The organism is Bifidobacterium bombi DSM 19703 (assembly GCF_000737845.1).
GTDB classification, from domain to species: Bacteria; Actinomycetota; Actinomycetes; order Actinomycetales; family Bifidobacteriaceae; genus Bifidobacterium; species Bifidobacterium bombi.
In genome coordinates this window covers 90212-110044 of record NZ_ATLK01000001.1, presented here as the reverse complement: position 1 = coordinate 110044, position 19833 = coordinate 90212, and the positions used below count along the sequence as shown (strand labels likewise).

Here is a 19833-nt window from a genome sequence, read left to right as displayed (position 1 = left end):
CGCGCACATGCCCTCTAACATCCCGGCATCACCGCTACGACTGGCATCCATACCTTCGGGACGTATCTTTCTACCTCACCTGCAATCGGCTATATAGCTCGCACTCCTCATTAAACATACGAATGCCTTTATAGATTCGCACTCGCATTCATTCAAACCTCACCCATACTATCCATCAGGCCTCACACTTGAGGAAGCACACTCCTCTTGTGACATCTCTATTGACCAGGAACTCGGCATTCGCGGAAAGTATGCCGGTTCAGCCGTCATGAATAGCGTACCGAAAACTTCACACAATCACCCACATGCATATATCCGTCTTCCGGTGACGTTCGAAGTCCCCTGCCATATGCGACGATATATCCGCTCAAGAAATCAGCATGTACCATGCAATATGCGATGACGCCAACCCACGAAGACGGACTTGAAGTACCTCTCGGTTCTCTCAGTGAGCCAAGCACCCTCCATTTTCATAAAGCGCGACAACAGACAGACGGGCGGTCCTCCTCGAACAGCTGGGGAACCTCATGCCTTTCACGGCACAACCATAAATATTTTAGTCTTCAAATTCAGTCCACTTTTCCATGGGCGACGCCACGGACCCGATGTTCGCGAACGACTGAGCAATCCCGATTTCGACCAATCCGAATATTCCCCGCGGTCGGTTAGCCGAAACAGGTTCCCGCAACTGCGATATCTCGGCAACAAAGCACAGCGACCTCGATAAGCGACTTCTGCGCAGCAAGCTCGCAGGATTCCGGAGAACCCTTGTTTTAAGCGCATCGCAGGTGCCTCTTCGCCAGTGCTATCAGCTCCCATCTACGCTCATAGCGATGGTGAACGACGCAGAAATGGCTTTTCCACCAAGGCATCGCAGCAATTGGAAGCCATCTCGGCTGTCCACCCAGTCACGGTTGGGAGGACTTTTTAGTATGCTCGTGTCCTTGTGCACTCAGCCAGCCAGACCAGCTTGCTTTAGGAGCTATCCGCAGCCTTTGCACTGAAGGTGACTTACAGGTAGTACAAGAGAGACAGATCAAGACTACTGAGCCTGACGCATGAGATACCAGAGGATAGCAAAAGAGGAAGAATGAGGAACGCATTCGCGATCGTCAAGCGCGATATCTTACGTTTACTAAGAGTACCGGCAGCATGGGTGATTCTTTTTGGGCTCGTATTCATCCCACCGCTATACTCCTGGTTCAACGTGCTCGGCTTCTGGGACCCATACGGGAATACGCTCAACATCCGTGTGGCGGTGGTCAATCAAGACCGCGGTGCCGACAACGAGATCATGGGCAAGGCGAATCTGGGCAATCAGATCGTGTCCCAGCTCAAAGGCAATTCCCAACTCGGCTGGCGGTCCTGGACTAGGACGAAGCATGGACCAAGTGAAATCCGGCGAAAGCTACGCCGCGATCATCATCCCAAAGACTTCAGCAAGCAGCTGACCGGCGTCATCACCGACGGATCGGCACGCCCGCAATTGGAATACTACGTCAACGAGAAAGCGAATGCCCTCGCCAGCAAAGTCACCGACACCGGCGCCTCCACGGTGGACAAGCAGGTCAACAACACCTTCGTTTCCACCGTCTCCAAGGTCGTCTCCTCGAAGGTGAACTCGACCGGTGAACGACTTGGACAAAATTAGCAGAAAGTCACCGGAAAAACCATTTCGGACCTAGTAAAGGTCAAGACGAATCTAGGAAGGCACGATCGACCATCGGCGACGTCGATGGTCAGCTCGACCGCATTCCCTCTAAAACACAAAAAATTCGTCAGAAGCTGGACAATGCACACCACATGCAGCAGGAGGCGTCCCAGGGGTTAAGCAACGCCAGCAGCAATCTGAACCAGACACAGGCCGGCCTCAACGATTTCCTTCTCTCATCCTCCGGAGATCTCGATCAGGCATCCGGTCTGCTCTCGCAAGCCAGCGGGCAAGCCAACCTGTCTCTTTCAAAGGTGACGGGCAAGCTAACCGTAGCGAACGCCGGCGTGGACTCACTGATTGGCGAAGCACAGGAAATCAACAGTCAAAACGATCAACTCATCGATGACATCAGAGAATCACAGCTGCCCGGTTCCGGCGATATCGCCGCCGACTTGAAGCAACGCAACGGGGACCTCAAACAATCGATCTCCGACCTCCAGAAACTGAACTCTGACATCGGCGAGTCCGTCAATACATCGGCTTCTTGGGCCAACCAACTCAACGACGCAACGCAAGGTTCACTGGCACGCTCAGGCGCGGCACGCAAAGACGTCATCTCAGGGTCACTACCTAAGCTCAACCAAGGCCTGCAGACTCTGTCAAGCTCGTCCAACGCCTTGAGCCAAGGGCTCGATAATCAGGGGAAAATGGTTCAGCAGGCCAAAACCACTCTGGACCAGCTGGACCAAACAGCGGCTGCCACACGCCAATCCTTCTCCTCCACCGATGCCTATCTGGCCGGCTTGGAAGGTAGGCTCGATAGCCTTATCACCGACGTCAGCGCAGTGGGCTCCTCAAACGTCCTTTCTCAATATTTCGGCAAGAACGGCAAACTCGATGTCTCCAAAGTAGCCGATTTCATGCTCTCACCCACCGTACTCGACACAAAAGTGGTCTATCCGGTCGCTACCTACGGCTCAGGAACGGCCCCGCTCTTCATCAACCTGTCTCTGTGGGTAGGCGCGTTCATGCTGATGGTAATCGTCAAGCTGGAAGTCGATGACGAAGGCATCGACAACCCCACACCTGGTGAGCGCTACTGGGGCCGTTGGCTTCTGCTGGCACCTCTGGCGGCCATACAGGGCTTGATCACCACCGTGGGAGCACTGCTGATCGGCGTGCAGACCGCTTCGGCTCCGCTCTTCATACTCACCGCCGTGATTACTTCCCTGATCTACCTATCGATCATGTATGCGCTGTCCACCACCTTCATGCATGTCGGCAAGGCACTGTGCGTCGTATTGGTCATCCTGCAGATTCCTGGAAGCTCTGGCCTCTACCCCATCGAAATGATGCCTTCCTTCTTCCGCAACCTTTACCCCTTCTTCCCCTTCACCTACTCCATCAACGCCTTGCGGGAGACCATCGGCGGCTTCTACCGCAATGACTGAGCCAAGGATATCGGCAAGCTCTTTGTCTTCGCCGTGCTTTTCTTCATCCTGGGATTGCTTGGACGCCCGCGTCTAAACAACCTGAACCGTCTCTTCGCCCATGAAATCGCCGCCAGTGACATGATCGTAGGTGAACCCGTCAGGCAGATCAGCCACGAATTCACGCTCTCCCAGGCTCTGGCAGCCTTGGCTGACAAGGATGAATACCGGCAAAGCCATCGTGGCCCGCACCTCCCGCTTCGCCAACCTGTATCCCAGACTTAAGCGCGGAGCGCTCATCATCGGCATCATAGTGCCAGCCATCCTTGCGGTCACCTTCTCGCTCACTACCAGCAGCATGGTGGTGGCGCTGTCGGCTTGGGTCATTTGGGTGCTTGTCATCATCGCCTTCCTGATGGCTATCGAAATGATGCGTGACAGCATGCTGCGAGAGGTCAGGCTCGGTGCCCTGAGCGAGGAGACGATTCGCGGCATAGTCTTGGAATATGACAAGCCACGGCACAGGCGCTTCTACAAACACGAAACGCGAGCACAGAAAGCTCCATCAGTCTCCGAACGCCACGAAGCGACGAAAGCCAGCACGACGAACGCCGCGGACGGCGAAGACGCCATCACTATTCGCATGGCTCCTCCGACAGCCAATCCGCCGACGACTCCTCCAACGGAACCAGACGAACCCACGGGACAACCCGATATCCACAATCCGCATCCGCGAGAAGGTGAACAGGCATGAAATCGATATGGAAGCTCTTCACCGGCGACGTTCGCCGTCTGACTTCGAACGTGGTCTCAATCATCATCGTGATCGGCCTCGTCGTCATTCCCGGCCTGTTCACTTGGTTCAACGTGGCAGCCTCATGGGATCCATTCTCCAACACGAAGAATCTCAAGTTCGCCGTCGCCAACGTCGACAAGGGGTACAAGTCGGATTTGATGCCCGTCAAAATCACTGTGGGCGACACGGTGGTCAATGAGCTGCGCGCCAACAGCCAGCTTGATTGGACGTTCACTTCCCAGGAAGATGCCATTGACGGTACCAAGTCAGGCAAATACTATGCCTCGGTCATCATTCCCGAGGACTTCAGCCGCGACATGATGACCTTCTTCTCCGCCAACGTGCGGCATGCCGGACTCACCTACTATACGAACGAGAAAACAAACGCTCTGGCACCCAAGGTCACAGGTCAAGGAGCCGACCAGGTGTCCGCGCAAATCAACGAGATGTTCGCCAAGACCATCACCGGCACGGCGCTATCCATCGCGTCCCAGCTCACCGACCAGTTAAGCAAACCCCAGGCCAAAGATCAGCTGTCCAACTTCTCCGGCAACATCAATTCCCTCTCCACGGAGTTGGGCCAGGCGGCACAGCTTCTGAACTCCTTCGGCGCCATGGGAACCAGTGCCGAATCGCTGATGACACCCTCCAACCAGCTGGCGCAAGGCTTGGTTTCAAATGCGGACCAATCGTTCACCAACGCAAAGGCGACAAGGAGCGGCGTCAACGACATCACCGGCCGCTTGGAAGACACCACGATCACACTTTCGGGAGCGCTGGCACAGTCCGGATCCTCATATATTGCAGTGGGACGGAACATCGATTCCACGCTTGATTTGGCGGACCGCAGCATGCAGGATGTGGCAACTGGCATCCGCCACCAGGCAACCCTTGTCGACCAACAGAAGGACAGGTACCAGCAAATTCGCGACAGCATAGCGGCATTGCCCGACTCAGCCTCAGGCAACGGCAACCAGGTGTCGCTCACCGCTGCGGGCCACGCTGCGGCCAATGGCAAGGACACCAAGAAGATCCTCTTGCAGGAAATAGACAAAGTCATTTCCCAGCTCACTGCTTTGAGTAATGCCTTGAACTCCACCGCGCAGAATCTCGCCTCCAAGAACGACGATGCTCTCAAACAGCGACAGGAAGTCAAGGACCTGGCAAAACAGGCCCAAGAGAGCATTGCCTCCGTGAAAACCAACTTCGACAGCAAGCTCAAGCCGCAACTGGACGATGTGGCAGGGGCGTTGGGCCAGACCGCAGCCGTTCTTGACCAGAACTCCGGCGAGTTGGACTCAACCTTCAACAAGCTTGCCTCCACCACAGGCAAGACGAAGGGCGACGTGGGCAAGCTACAGCGAATATTGGCCGATATGTCAGGCAAGCTCAATACCACGAGCGGCCGTTTGAACGATTTCTCCAACAAGCTCACACAGGCCCTCAACTCAGGGGACATGGACAAGGTGCGTGAGGTATTGGGGGGTCACGACCCCCAGGTTCTGGCCACCACGCTTGCGGCGCCGGTGAAGCTCAAGCGCACCGCAGTGTTCCCCGTGCAGACCTTTGGAGCGGCATTGACGCCTTTCTACACCTTCATCCCCCTGTGGGTGGGCTCCCTACTCCTGGCCGTGACTCTGAAGACCACGGTCTCCCGAAAGACCCGAGCCGCCTTGGGTAATCCCAAACCGTACCAGCTCTACTTCGGTCACTATGGCATCTTCGCCTTGATGGCGCTCCTTCAGGCGACGTTCTCCTGCGGCGGCAGCCTGCTTTTCCTGCACGTCCACGCCGTCCACTCCTGGCTCTTCATGATAGCCGGCTGGTTGAGCGCCTTGGTGTACTCCTTCTTCATCTACACTTTGGTGACTACTTTCGGCAACATAGGCAAAGCCATAGGCGTGATTTTCCTGGTCATGCAGATTTCCGGCTCCGGAGGGGCGTACCCCTTGCAGGTACTGCCAAGATTCGTCTCGATGGTCAACCCGTATCTGCCAGCCACCCACTCCGTCCAGGCCATGCGCGCCGCCATAGCCGGAATCTACATGAACGACTTCTGGAAGGAAATCGGCTTGCTTCTCGTCTTCATCGTCCCCATGATTTTACTGGGACTCTTCCTTCGCCGACCCCTTGCCAAGTTCAACCAAGGAACCATGGCGAAGGTAGCTTCCACCAAGCTCATGGGCTGAGTTGGAACCGAGCCGCTATCGCCATGAGACGAAACGAACAAGGTCTGAAAACATGACAGGATTCGCTCGGCACGAGAATTGGTATCGCCGCAATGGGAAGACCATTCCCACTGATGACCATTCTCGTGCCGTCAATTGAGGAGCACTTACCGATAAGTCGGCTAGCTTACATATGAGAAAGGTTCCCGATACGGCGACAGGTTCGGTCGTGGGCCGCTCCAGAAGGTCACGTACATGGTGGTAGGCAGGGACACTGATGATGTGAGGCTTTCGAACACAATCATCAGCGACGACCTCAAGGACGTGCTGGAAAGCCCTGCATGTAAAGGATTCCACTTCGGAGGGTTCCGCTTTCCTTATCCCGAAATCCACATCAAAACGACACCACCTCCGATGTCAGCTTCCCGTCCTATATCCCCGGTCCTCGAACGTCCAAATGGAAACGCCCACCTAAGATGACTAAACATATGGCTCCCGCGAGCCTCATCACCACCACCCAGCGCATTCGCAACGCCTCCTCCACAGCGAAGCGGACGTCAGGACCACCCCGATGCGGCTCCGCTCTCCCGATCGATTCGAGCACTTTCCCTTCCGATTCACACGCCCTCTTCACCTGCTCCCAGCAATTCCTGTAGCTGTTCCTGCAGATTGCCCAAAAGCAGCTTTCTTCTTCTCAGGACCGCCTCCTGCTCCTCTATCGCCGCAATCTCCCTGCGCACCAGCGCAAGATTTGCCTTCCATTGCTCCGCCGTGCCGCACTGGCGCTCATGCCTGTCATAGATCTCCTTGATGGCCGATATGGAGAACCCCATATCCTGCAAGGATTTGATCTGCTCGAAATCCTCGCCGTCCTTCTGCACATAGCAGAAGTTACGTCCAAGCCTACGCGGGTGCATCAGCCCCTCCTGCACGTAGAACCGCACGGTATCCTTCGTGGTCCGGTGTGCGAGGACGAACTCGCCTATCCGCATGTCAGAATTCCCCATGATGCCTCCACTCCCGCGTTCCGATTTGCTATGGGGTGCACCCCACATGCTCTAATGATACTGAAAACCCGAAAAGGAGCATCATGAAACTCACTTTGAACATCATAAGCCTCATATACGCACTGGTGATGGGAGCGGCAGCAGCCGTCTCATACAAAACGCTGCCCTGGTGGGCGATTGCCGTGAACGTGCTTTTCGCGGTCTGCCTGGCGGCTTCGATTCGTTGGAGTTGGCTTCTGCCTGTAGGCCTGCTGGGTTTGGTGGCTGCGGCCGTCATGAACGGACTGCTGATGTACGGCCAGGTTCATCTCTCGCACGTTATAGTCAGGGTCGTAATCTCCATAGGACTGCTGACGTTTTGGCACCTGTCTCGCAGCCATGCATAAGAACCGCGGATTCCCGAATATGCAATTCCCGCTGTTCGGCTTTGGTCTTCATCCGTACCATGAGTACGAATAGATCGTCCCCGTCTACAGAGCGAAGGTCACAAAACGGTCGGCGAACCAGACTGGCCCAGCGGCTCTCAACGTTCAGCGCAATCGCACCAGACGGCAGCGACACCGTTCACCGACATTGTCGTGAGCTTGGATTCAAAAGGCCTTCATCACACACAGCTTGGATACCCAGAGAGCCATCAGTAGACGTCCTCGATTCATACCAGGATTCTCAAGCCCTTGTCATCAACAACGAAACCATGCCCACTGGGACAGTCATCGACAACCAACCACGCGAACGGATATCTTCCAGCTCAGGACAATGCTAACCACCTTCAAGAAGACTCACCCATCAACACAACCGTTGCAAATAGGCTCCGCATCATGCAGACCGATGCTCTCCCGCGGCGGCTGAAACCATGAATCACAAACCTCGGTATAAGTCCGGGTCCAATCACACCACGGAAGGTATCCGCCTTACACCGTTCGGCTCTGCTGTCAAGCAAGCATATGGCGGTGGCTGGCAGCAATCGCCAGACACAAAATCACCCCTCCCGTACAAGCACAGACAACCGTGACGGCGATCGTGGGACCCCAGCCGATCGTCGTTGGCTCATACGCCCAGGCCCAAGGCGACACCGGCCACAGCATCGTTCCGAATGCACCGGATCCGGTGATCAGACCAAGCACGAAACCAGCACCCTGAACCGCATACGCGACCCCCTCTCCCCATCGCGCCGCAAGCCAATACCCTAAAGTGGTCAGCATCCACGCCAAAGACGCACCTACGAGCACCGTACGAAGCATCACCGCACCATCGACATGGGCGAGCGCGAGAAACACCGTCCCCGCCAGCAGCGCGAACACGTCCACCATCCACAACGCAAGCATTCGCATGACGGTCAGGACGACGACACCCTGAACATGGGTGGCCGTGATGCGCAACGCTCCGGCATGGCAGCTCCAGCCCAGGACCCCCAGCAACGCCGCCTCCAAAGGGATGACGATCAGTTGGAAGAACGCTACCGTATAATTCGAAAAGCCTCTCCACGTGAACCACACCGAACATTGCAAAAACAAACCGACGAATGGAACCCAGAACACCGGCGTACGCTTGAAGGACAGGAACTGCGCACGCCACGGTCTTGTTTCAACCCGCTTCGGCCGATCCGTCGGCAGGGCACGGAAGCTTTCCGTAGAAGACGTGACCGCAGGCGCAACTGCGCGGCTCGCAGCCATAATTTGAGACAACTTCCCCGCAAGCCTCACACCACCCAAGACAAGGATGACAATCAGCAGGTTTACCGCGAGTGTAAGCAGAGTAGCGGGCATGGGGTTTTCGAAACGTAGCGGATCGGTATCTGCCAGGCCGGTGCCATTGGCGTGGGTGCCGAGCAACGGCAGCAACGCCCGGATCGGCCATGCGGGGGGAATGATTTTCCAATCCGTCTTTTCGGCACATAGCACACCGACAATCATCCAGAGACCGGCGATTATGATAGGCACGATCAGACCCAAACGGCGCGAAATCAAGTCGTAAATCGGCAATAGCGTGCATGCCCCGATGGTCAGCACCAAGGCCAACGCCGCGAACTTGCCTAGTGGTACATCCCCACCTATCGCAAGGCTTCCTGCTATCAGAGGCGGGAGGACGACGCAGACGTTCATGAGCAGTATCGCGACCACGACGACGCAGAAGCGCGTCAGGAGCAACACCTTTGCGCCCGTCTGCCGCCACTGAGCACCACCCCAACGGGCTTTTTCATCGCGTTGGTTCACCAGCGCCATGAGCAACGCTGCAGCGGGTTGGGCCGCGCCCGTCGCCCATAATACAACGCTTGCCAGGTACGAATCCCAGCGCACACCTCCTCCAAGCATCGCAATAACGGCCGAAAGCATGGAAAACAGTGCCGCAAGCACAAGCAATATCAATCCATTGCTTCGGCGCCAACGTAACAGTTCCGCCCTGAATACCCCCTTCACCTGGCGCTCACCTCCCTGATTCGCCACTGAGACGGAAATACGCCCGTTCCAAGTCGCCGTCAGGCGCGAGACGTTCCAAGGGCCCTTCGTAGCATAGGGAGCCGCCTTGAAGCACGCCGATATCGTCCGCTATATGCTCGATCTCACCCAAGGCATGGGAACTGATGAGCACGGATTTGCCTCGGGCTACGAATTCTCGCAACAAACCTCGCAAGCTACGGATGCCTTCTGGATCAAGCCCGTTCTGCGGTTCGTCCAAAATCAACAGGTCTGGGTCACCCAGCAATGCTATCGCCAGAGCGAGTCTGGCCTTCATACCAGTGGAAAACCGTGAGGACGGCGCCTTGCCGGTATTGTCAAGTCCCACCACTTGTAGCATCTGATCGACACGGTCTTTCTCCACACCAATCAGATCCGCGTGGATGCGAAGGTTGTCCCTGGCGGAAAGACGGCCATACAAAGCCGGCCCGTCTATGGAAGCGCCGACGCGTGCCAACAGCCCACGTTCGAAACTCCGACCGAACAGCCTCACCGACCCCGTACTGGGAATGATCTGACCAACCAACAGTTTCATAGTGGTGGATTTACCGGCGCCATTGCGCCCGAGCAGCCCATACACCTTTCCCACACTCACATGCAATGACAAGCCTTTCAAAACCGGCTTGTCGCGGTAGGCATAATCCACACCCTCCAGCTGTGCCACAAAACCCGCTTCAGAGATCACAGTTCCTCCTCACCGATACTTCATACAAAACAAAGCAACAATTTCAGCATAAATCGCGCGATTCAATGAAGCCATCGGTCAAAAGAACGATTCACGGAATCGTGAACGAACACGCGACGAATTTCGCCAAGCGCAGTTTGCAACGTTCCATGAATTCCCGGTAAACCGAATTCTCTCGCATCCACATCGGGCAATGTGCATTCTTGGCGCACATCCGCCGGTTTTCCTATACGAACGATTCCATGTCCACATATTCAACGCAACAACCACACAGCCGATCGGTGGCACACGGACACTCCAGCTGCACTGGAGACAATCGCCAGAACAGGAACCATATATACGCACTGCTGCAATCAGAGACATGCGTACGCTCTCAGGAACAGCGGATTTGCATATCGGCACTTTATGCATATTTGCTAATATTGGTACAATCATCCGAACGCTCGAAGAAGGGATTATCAGGATGAGCGTGGAAAAGATTCCAGAACCCAGTGACGAACGTCGAAACGCATTCAAACCGGTTGCCGCCGTCGTGGCGATAGCACTGGTGGTGGGGTTGTGCGCGGCAGGCTGGCTGCTGTGGCAGCATCACGAGGACACGCAGGCCGGCCGTCAGTGCACCCAGGCGCGTGTCACGGCCCTCAAAGCCCGCAAGGACTACGAGAGCCTCCTGGCCGGAAAGCAAGTCAAGGAAGCCAAGGGCGTGACCGGCGAACAGGTCAAGGACGCCAAGGGCGTGACCGCTCTGACCGACGATCTGAAACGCAAGGAGCCGGCCATGCCCTCCTGCCCCACGGGCAAGCGTGACAGCGTGCTCGAGACGAGCGGAAGACTGGGCCAGGCCGAAGCCTGGTATACGAAACAGATCAAGACCGTGAAGACGGATGTGAAGAAGGTGTTGGCCTCACGCGACGACAAGACACTGGCCGACGCGCAGAGCGTGTATGACTCGTCAGAGGGCAAGGTCGCCGACGAGAACACCCGCACCCAGTTGAAGAAGGCACTCGACGGGAAGGACGCGAAGAGCGGCGAAGAACGCTGCGGATGCGGTGAACGCCAGCGTGCAGGCCAAGAGCGAAGCCGACCAGCAGGCCGCCGCACAAGCCCAGGCACAAGCCGAGGCGCAGCAGCAGGCCGCCGCGCAACAGGCGGCGCAGGCCCAGCAGCAGGCGGCGCCAGGGTATGCGGGTGGCTGGCGGGCACCCGCAGGCGGCTACACCCCGCCCGCACGACAGAACTACAACCCACCCGCAGCGCAACAGCCGCAAGGCAGTAGCCCGGGATACGACCCAAACTGGGTCGCACACACTAGTACAGGCCGTGTTGTGTGTCATGCTGGTGAGGCGTGTGGTATCGGCTGATTTGATGTGAATCATGGTTTTTCCAGGCTCCGGCGGGTTGTCCGTCGGGGCCTTTTCCATGCCCGAAAAAAAATTTTTGTGCGTTGTCCGCCCAAAAAATCGAAAAACGGGTACATAGTAGATAGTGATGGTTCGCAAGGACCATCAAAAAAGAAAAAGGCCAACGCCATCACTGATCCGCCAAGATGTATGTGATGGCGCCGGCCCCACTTGGAGACGGGCGCAAGCCCGCCTCCCTCAATGATAGTTGAGGAGCACTATATGAAACCAATCGGGAACCATGCCACAGGGCATGAAAACCGGCACAAGGCCGGCTGGCTGAAAACAGGGCTGGCCTCCGCTGCGGCCCTGGCGATGCTCGCCTCGGGCGGGGTCGCCCTGGCCGCCACGGTTACGCCATTCAGCGGCGGCGGCGGCAACGCGGACGGTCACGGCAACGGCAACGACGCAGTGGGCGCCTACTGGACGTACAAGGACGACAACAACGGGGCGTTCGGCGGCTACAACATGTCGAGCATCCAGGCCGCGTTCGCCCAGATGGGCGTGACCATGCAATCAGGCCAGGGCAAGGCCCAGCAGGCACTGGACGAAGCCAACGCGAACTGCGTGGGCCGGTTCAACGCAAATCATCCGGACCAGGCGGGCGGCGCCCAATGCCGCGTGGTCGGCGTGGGCGTGAAAGCCAAGACCAACGGCAAGCTCTGGAGCGGCGAGGAATGGTCACCCAAAGCCGACTACATCAACACATGGCTCGCCGGACCTAAATTAGGGACCTGGAGCAACAAAGGAAGCTCATACACCACTGGGGATTTCTTCAGCGATGATAGAAGTAATTCGGTAGACAAAATTGTTGATCAGTATTCGACTGATCATGCGTCGATCGTGGTGATCATGTTGGATCAGTACGAGCCCAAACCGGCCGAACGCGCACCCGAGCCTCCGGTCAAGAGCGTGCCGGAGGGCACGAATGCGGACTCGATGGGCCACGCGCAGACTGTTTCCACGGGCACGGGCCTGGGGGGCAAGAGCCTGGAGATCAGTGACATCCTGGACCCCGATGGACAGGAGTACACCGTCTCCTCGCAACAGGTCAGGGACACCAGCGAGAACAAGGACATTTCCGATAGGTTCACGTTCAGCACGCCCGACGGTTCCAAACCCGACCACGACACCGTCACGGCCGTGTGGAAGGGCGGTGACCTGCCCACGGACCACACGTTCGAATACACGTTGAACATAACGCCCTCGAATCCCAAGACCAGCCGGATCGCCGACCACGGGCGGGTCCATTGGAAAGGCAGCGTGAAGGAATCCACCCAGAACACGGGCGACAAACGCTTCCCGACCTGGGCGCCCAACCCGGACAAGTCCTGGATACTGTACAATCCCGACACGAAAGGCTGGGATGCGGTGGTGGACCCGGCCAGGACCGATATGACCGGCGCGGACGGGCATGTGTTCCTGGATGGCGACAAGGTCGCGGGCGTGGTCAACGGCACGGTCGAACAGCATCTGATCGAGGCTCCCGGGTCGTTCACGTTGAGCGATGACTGGAGCGCGGCCGACTACCTGGTCGATCAGGACGGCAGGGACACGATCCGCGTGTACGAGGCCTTGGCGCAGCCCGGGGCCGATGGACGCTACCGGGCCTCCAGCGTGGAGGGCATCACGCGCAAAGGCCGGGACGTGACCGACCGGTTCACCATCAGCATGCACGCCACGAGCGTGACCGTCAGCGCGAAACCCGAGTACCTGGAACACTTAAAGGATATGGATTCGCCGTTGCAGGTCACGCTCCTGGTGCCGTTCACGGTGAACTTCGCGAACGGCAAGGGCGCCGCCCAGGCCCGCAGCGACCACGGCAGGAAGCCCGGCGAGGAACTGGAGTTCTGCACGCCATCGGACGCCCCGAACGCCCCCGCGTTCACGAACAAGGGAGCCCAGAGCGTCAACCGGCAGTCCGTGGCCACGAACGAGCCGGCCATCTGCGGGTACATCCCCCCGGTGAACAAGGACGTGATCGGCGAAGCCTCCCAGGGCGGCGACCAGTCCAGTGTGGACGGCAAGACCGTCTACCCCGGGCAGAAGGTCGAATACCAGCTGGACACCCAGCCGGCCCTGCCCGCGAACCTGGGCTACCAGATCCGCACGCTCGCGTTCACCGACCGCTACGACCAGTACCTCAAGCCCGACAAGCAGACCCTGGAGATGATGGACCTCAACAGCGGGCGGGTCATACCCAAAACCAGGTACACGACCATGTGGGACGACACGGCGCACATGTTCACCCTGACCGTGAGCGACCCGCAGCTGATCGGCCAATGGCGGGCCGCCGCCAGGCCGCGCCTGCAGCTGCGTTTCGAGGGCACCGTGGACCGGTCCGCCCCAGCCGACCACAAGGTGGGCAACCAGTGGATGCTGAAACTGAACAACAGCCTGACCCCATCCAACCAGGTGTTCAACGTCCCGCCCTCGATCAACCCGTCCAAACATGACGTCAGTTCCAAGGACCCTACCATCTCCATCGACGGCAAGACCCTCCTGCAAGGCGACACGGGCGTCTACCGGATCAGCATCGACGCGAGCCAGGCGAACACCGCGTACCAGGTGTGGCGCCTGGGCGTGGTGGACGACTACGACGAGGAACACCTGAACGTGGACCCCACCGCGATCGAGGTCATCGGTTCGGACGGACTGGATTACACCAAGGCGTTCAACATCCAGGTCAGGGACGGGGTTCTCTACGCGTTCGCCAAGACCGTGGACACCATCGTGCCCGCCACCGGCCGGATACTCAAGGGCGACCCGCAGCCGTCCGACCTGAAAGCATACGCGCAGGCCGACGGGCACGACCCGCTGACCCAACCCGCGATCGACCAGTCGCTGCTGGGCCGCACCTACGAGCTGACCGTGCCCTACACGGTCGCCAAAGCGGACGGGAGCGTGGTGAGGAACACCGCCACACAGATCAGCAACGACGTACACAAGGACACCAACACCGTCTCCAACACGCTCAAGCCCATCAACCCCTCCAAGGACGTGACCGTCACCGTGGGCGGGCCCAGCGCGAACGGCAAGAGCGTGTACAAGGACTCCCTGTTCCTCTACCAGCTCGACAGTTCGATCCTGCCCGCCGAGCGCGCCTACACGCAGGTGGACCGGTGGGACATCCAGGACCGGCTGAACCCACAAACCGACCAGTACACGGGCCAGTGGGCCGTGTACGCGACCCGCGACCTGTACAAGGACGGCGCCAGAATCGCCGCCAAAGGCACCCGGATCGCGGGCAGCGGGTTCAACCAGCCGGCCCTAGGCGTCCTGTTCACCGCCGGCCAGGACCCCTCGGGCATGGTCACGATCCAGGCCACGGCCGCCTACCGGACGCTGATATCCACGTCCGGCGAGCGTGAGGCCGGCTGGCGCGCGTACATCCAATGCAAGCGTCTGAGGACCATCGACAGGCAGGAGAACACGTTCAACGAGCATTACAACGACAAGAACCTTGCGTCGAACACGGTATGGACCCGCACGCCGGACATGACCCCACGCCTGCACGTGGTCAAGTTCGACACGGCCTCCGGCCTGCCCGCAGGCGACCGCAACAGCCCCCAGGACGCGCTGGACATCCACGGCGATACGGACATCACCGTGCGCATCAGCAACGAGTCGGGAACCGATCCCGACACCGGGACCGGCCCCGTGTTCACCGGCAGGGACATTCACCTGCACGACGAGACGATCGCCGGCGACGGGACCGTGATCGACTGGCGCTACCCCGACGGCTGGGATTCGTTCACCCTCAAACCGGGACAATCCGTGGACATCCACGGCACCCTGACCGGGGTGAGCGGCCACCACACCGACCGGGTCAAGGCCACCGGCATCCCGCAGACGTCCTGCCCGATCAGCCCATCGAACCCGTTCGATGGCAAACCGGCCGAGACCGGCCTGGCGGCGGGCCTGTGCCGTGACACCCCGGTGCAATCCAACACCGACGACTGGAACGGCAAAACCGCCACACTCGCCCTCACCGGCAGCAGCATACTGCCGATCGTCCTGGGAGTGCTCATCGCCCTAGCCGCAGGAACGGGAATCACACTCGGGGTCAAACACAAACCCATGTAGTCTACATGTCTATACATGAACGGAGGCCGTGGCGAAAATGCGCTCGGATTCGTCGCCACGGCTTGATTCAAATGGAGATGCACAAATAACATCTTTGATGCGAATGCCGAATCAAACGCCGATAAATGAATCCATCAAGGGATTCCGAATTCCTTGTCTATGCTCGTCGGCATGCTTAAAAACATGGATTCCGCCGAAGATCAGCATGCACTCAATGTCCTAAGTTATTGGTGCGCTATCGAATTATTTTCACCCCGACATTGGGATCAGCTGAGACCGCTAAATCTAAGGCAGAATGACGGTGACAACTCTCATGAAGACTATCAATCTCCTCATGAAGAGGGGTTGCCGTGGGATATGATGCAAGCCACTCTGACCATTGGTTTAGTCCAAAATAACAAATCCTCATTCAATCAGAAATGCAATGAAGCAAGGCAAGATCATGGCTATCAAATCGTCACCGACATGCGGGCCCGGCTCTTATGTCCCTTCTCCTTTACCCAAGCAACCACGGCTTGGATTAATTCACAGACTGGCACATATACCGACACCGATCCCTCACCCATCCAAGAAATCCTTGAGAAGAAACAAAATGAATGGTATCAACTGACTCAAGGTACAGAAACATTACCGACAGGATCACTCATATCCGACGACCTAGTTACCTTCCTGGTCAATGCCATGAAAGACATAGCCAAAACCGCACGAATACCTGGGGCCGTTTGGGCCTTATATTTCAAGACCTCTGGATCGAATCATTCTTCAAAAAAACATTTCGAAAAACTCAGATTCCCACTTGGATCGAAGGACATGGATTACCATAGCACTTACGCAAGTTGGCTTAGACATGATTTCTTCCGTATTCGGGTAGGGCTATCCGAACAAGTCATCTTCAACGCTCTATTGAAGGCGGCCGGCTTAGTACGTCGACCAAACAATGCCGAAAGGACAGAACAGGATGAGCGACTGCAAGAGCTGACTGAAAAGAACGCCAGGCGACCGACCATGCAAAGGAACATTGCTTCGTTGATGAGCTTCACTGTTCGTGATGATGGTCACCTGGGGCCGGTTACATCCGTAACGATTTCTCAATATGCCAAAGCGGTTTCCTGTCTCTTTGGACATAAAGGGTGGCCAAGCTGCCCAAGTGGTTGGCCACATATAGAAAGCCTCTATGATAACGAGAAAAACGCGAAGGAGGCATATGCTTCACTTACCGATGATTCAAAGAGCAACGCCCTTTCACGGCATGTCGATCGTGGCACCCTTCGATACATCATCGATACAATCGCTCAAAACATCGGTTTGAGCGACGATGCCGTACGACGTTCACCACTATATACGGCCGCGGATGGCTCACCCGTCATAAAAGATTATGTAGACTGCTGTTCACTGTCGGAAAACGACGGCAGCAGCGGTGACGACATGATCGATTCATTTTATTTATCAGATTTGGAGGAGTTGCTCGCGCTGCAGGAACGAAAGATCAAACGATCCGACAACGGCTCAGATTTGCTTTCGATACCACTGAGACAATATTTGTCGCGAAATCACCCGTATCGCATCGACGTTTCCCAGAATCTTAACGGTGTCAATCTCGACGCATGTACTCAGCCTAATCGTATCCCAACGGGTCGTTGGCCAAGTCAATCAAACCAATTCCAATCCGTAGGCCAGCAACTTGCCATCGATCAAATCACGACAGCCGTCGACAACGAAGGCGATGGATATCTTTTAGGCGTTAACGGTCCTCCAGGAACAGGAAAAACAACGATACTGAGGGACATCATAGCTCAGATCGTTGTAGCACGTGCATGCCAACTAGTTCGATTTGATGAACCTCAAGACATATTCAAATCAAGCAAGCGTACGAATGGAAGCAAAAGTGAGAAGACCTTACCATATTGGACGCTTGACCAACGGGTGGTTGGTTATGAAATCGTCGTTGCCTCCAACAACAATAAGTCCGTCGAAAACATCAGCGAGGAGCTGCCCAGCATCGATGCCATTGCAAACGAGTGGCAGACAAAAATCGATATGCAATTCGACCAAAATGGAAAAGATTTCGCATTCCGGCAGAGTGCGGACGCTATAGCGCGATTCGACGGTTCTACCGGGGGAAACATAAAAAACGGCGACCGCGGCTGCACCGATTCAGCCAGACCATCTTCACAATGGTCTCTATTGGCCGCTCGTTTGGGCAACAAAAAGAATATACACAAATTCGTGAAACCATTTGAATCCAATTTCATCCAAAAACGATTGAACCTGTCACATACTGAACGCTCTACAGCCAAGAGCAAATGGAATGAAGCAAGACAACGTTTTCAAAATGCCTTAATTCATGAACAACGGATACGCGAAACAATCGAGCAGAAATTCATGACCGATCATTATCCTTCAAATCTACTTCAACAAGAAAAACAACTGAGGGATAATCTGAAAGTCACGGAAACTCAACTCAGTCAAGCCCGTCAGGTCCGCAACACGTTGAAGCGACGCCTTTACACAGCAGAGAAGGAAGCGTACGAGGCATTCGAACAAGCCGAGCGGAACAGACGTGCTTGCATGGAAGCACACGCCATGTACCGTGAGCAACAACATTACTGGTCCTATCACTGGTTCGCCGCCTTCATCCATTCCAACCAACAAAGGCAAAGCGAATACAGTTCGGCCCAGGCTCTGGAACATGCAGTTGCCGCTAAAAACGCCAGTCGAGCATATGCCGATCAAACCCAAGTCACCTTGGAACGAATGAAAGAGAATTTCGCGGCACATGATTCAAAGATTGCTTCCCTTAAGTTACATAGGCAATCATTAGAGAATAGCCTGGTGCAATGCCAAAAAAGAATTCATGAATACAACACTCGGCCGAAGCACGTTTCGACTCTTACCGACGATCGGGTCAACTGGATTGACGAGGAATGGAACGAGGCACGTACCGAGGTTTTCATCCAGGCTCTTGCCTTACATAAGCAGCTCGTAATTGGATCAGCGAAACAATTTCATGATAATCTCACTCTGGCCTGCAGAATGCTCGAATCGAACCAGTTTACGACGAAAGAGCAGCTGACGGCTTGGCAGTCATTCTTTTTGGTAGTTCCAGTCGTATCCTCCTCATTCGCATCCATACATAACATGTTCTCCGGGATGCAGAAGGAATCGTTAGGCTGGGCAATCATCGACGAAGCCGGCCAAGCCACCACGCAATCCGCAGCAGGCCTATTACAGCGAGCGCGTCATGCGGTTGCCGTGGGCGATCCCATGCAATTAAAGCCAATCGATACGCTTCCTGCTCAGATGCGGGAACTGCTGGCCTATACTCACGATATCGAGATAGGTCTGGAATCGGGAAACATGCAGGAAATGGTCGATTATCAGACACCATATGGAATGCATGCTGGTTCAAATGCAGCATGGATCGGCATGCCGTTGGTGGTGCACCGACGTTGTGACGAACCCATGTTCTCAATTACCAACGATATGGCTTATTCCAAACGCATGGTGCGGGTGGGCCCCTCACATATACCCTGCAGATACATGGCCGGCAAGAAAAAAGACACTGAGTTGCCGCGCTCGTGCTGGTACGATGTGCCAGGGCAATCGGGTGAATCCTGTTCAAAACAGTCGAGGCAAAAAGAACAGGATGAACTCTATGACAAGTTGAAGGACCTCATCGAAGGTGGAATATCGCCTGAAAAAATACTTGTCATCACCCCGTTCAGGGCCGTCGCGAACGCGGTACGAACTGTTTTTGCCACAGTGCTCAAAGAATGCGGACATTACGATACGGCGGCCGCGGAAGAATTGGCGAGAAACCACGCGGGGACGGTTCACACTTCCCAAGGTCGTGAAGCCGATGTCGTCTTCTTGGTGCTGGGAAGTCAGCCAGGAAAAGAAGGGAAAGGTTCTCGAGTCTGGGTCAACAACAGCCCGAACCTGCTTAATGTAGCGGTTTCTCGTGCCAGGCGCAGATTATACGTCATAGGAAACCTATCCGATTGGAACCGCGGCAAATATAGCGCAATGGTCGCTGATGGTCTAAAACCCCAGGAGCCACCAGTCTCGACATGACTCTCTGTCATGCGATACCGGCCACTGCGCAATTTCTGACAACGGGTGGGGAAGACATAAGCGCATGAAAACCGTGG

General features: G+C 56.3%; 12 protein-coding genes. 8 read left to right on the top strand and 4 right to left on the bottom strand.

What is annotated here, in order from left to right; genetic code table 11:
- Positions 1–1090: 1090 nt before the first annotated feature.
- Positions 1091–1651 (top strand): YhgE/Pip domain-containing protein, encoded by a 561-nt coding sequence (locus BBOMB_RS08240; RefSeq protein ID WP_052377311.1) that lies wholly within the window; start codon positions 1091–1093, stop codon positions 1649–1651.
- A 152-nt stretch (positions 1652–1803) separates the two neighbouring features.
- The gene (locus BBOMB_RS08235; RefSeq protein ID WP_052377310.1) at positions 1804–3105 is read left to right on the top strand and encodes a YhgE/Pip family protein; all 1302 of its coding nucleotides are present in this window, start codon (positions 1804–1806) and stop codon (positions 3103–3105) included.
- Positions 3106–3177: 72 nt separating this feature from the next.
- On the opposite strand, the gene BBOMB_RS08230 is transcribed toward BBOMB_RS08235, so the two are convergent.
- Positions 3178–3489 carry a hypothetical protein gene (locus BBOMB_RS08230; RefSeq protein WP_238549837.1) on the bottom strand — a complete coding sequence of 104 codons (312 nt, stop codon included), beginning with the start codon at positions 3487–3489 and terminating at the stop codon, positions 3178–3180.
- Positions 3490–3511: 22 nt separating this feature from the next.
- Here BBOMB_RS08230 and BBOMB_RS08225 point away from each other — a divergent pair, with 22 nt between their 5' ends.
- Together BBOMB_RS08225 and BBOMB_RS00375 are read left to right on the top strand one after the other, a co-directional pair.
- Complete coding sequence (locus BBOMB_RS08225) at positions 3512–3838, top strand: hypothetical protein (protein ID WP_238549836.1); 327 nt, start codon at positions 3512–3514, stop codon at positions 3836–3838.
- On the top strand, positions 3835–6069 hold the full coding sequence (locus BBOMB_RS00375) for a YhgE/Pip domain-containing protein (protein ID WP_044093257.1): 2235 nt from the start codon (positions 3835–3837) through the stop codon (positions 6067–6069). The genes BBOMB_RS08225 and BBOMB_RS00375 overlap by 4 nt, the downstream gene beginning before the upstream one ends.
- A gap of 596 nt (positions 6070–6665) precedes the next feature.
- Here BBOMB_RS00375 and BBOMB_RS07420 read toward each other — a convergent pair.
- On the bottom strand, positions 6666–7055 hold the full coding sequence (locus BBOMB_RS07420) for a MerR family transcriptional regulator (RefSeq protein WP_052377308.1): 390 nt from the start codon (positions 7053–7055) through the stop codon (positions 6666–6668).
- A gap of 83 nt (positions 7056–7138) precedes the next feature.
- Here BBOMB_RS07420 and BBOMB_RS00365 point away from each other — a divergent pair, with 83 nt between their 5' ends.
- A complete protein-coding gene (locus BBOMB_RS00365) occupies positions 7139–7441 on the top strand; it encodes a hypothetical protein (protein ID WP_044087914.1) in 303 nt (100 codons plus the stop codon).
- A gap of 546 nt (positions 7442–7987) precedes the next feature.
- On the opposite strand, the gene BBOMB_RS00360 is transcribed toward BBOMB_RS00365, so the two are convergent.
- Positions 7988–9472, bottom strand: coding sequence for a lantibiotic immunity ABC transporter MutE/EpiE family permease subunit (locus tag BBOMB_RS00360; RefSeq protein ID WP_152570173.1), 1485 nt, complete (start codon positions 9470–9472; stop codon positions 7988–7990).
- Between the two features lie 7 nt (positions 9473–9479).
- The gene (locus BBOMB_RS00355; protein ID WP_202961850.1) at positions 9480–10196 is read right to left on the bottom strand and encodes an ATP-binding cassette domain-containing protein; all 717 of its coding nucleotides are present in this window, start codon (positions 10194–10196) and stop codon (positions 9480–9482) included.
- Between the two features lie 463 nt (positions 10197–10659).
- Between BBOMB_RS00355 and BBOMB_RS00350 the strand changes: the two genes are divergently transcribed.
- From BBOMB_RS00350 to BBOMB_RS00340, 3 genes are all read left to right on the top strand, one after another.
- Positions 10660–11472, top strand: coding sequence for a hypothetical protein (locus tag BBOMB_RS00350; RefSeq protein WP_044093256.1), 813 nt, complete (start codon positions 10660–10662; stop codon positions 11470–11472).
- Positions 11473–11818: 346 nt separating this feature from the next.
- Positions 11819–15682 (top strand): LPXTG cell wall anchor domain-containing protein, encoded by a 3864-nt coding sequence (locus BBOMB_RS00345; RefSeq protein ID WP_052377307.1) that lies wholly within the window; start codon positions 11819–11821, stop codon positions 15680–15682.
- Between the two features lie 159 nt (positions 15683–15841).
- The gene (locus BBOMB_RS00340; RefSeq protein ID WP_044087702.1) at positions 15842–19756 is read left to right on the top strand and encodes an AAA domain-containing protein; all 3915 of its coding nucleotides are present in this window, start codon (positions 15842–15844) and stop codon (positions 19754–19756) included.
- Positions 19757–19833: the final 77 nt, after the last annotated feature.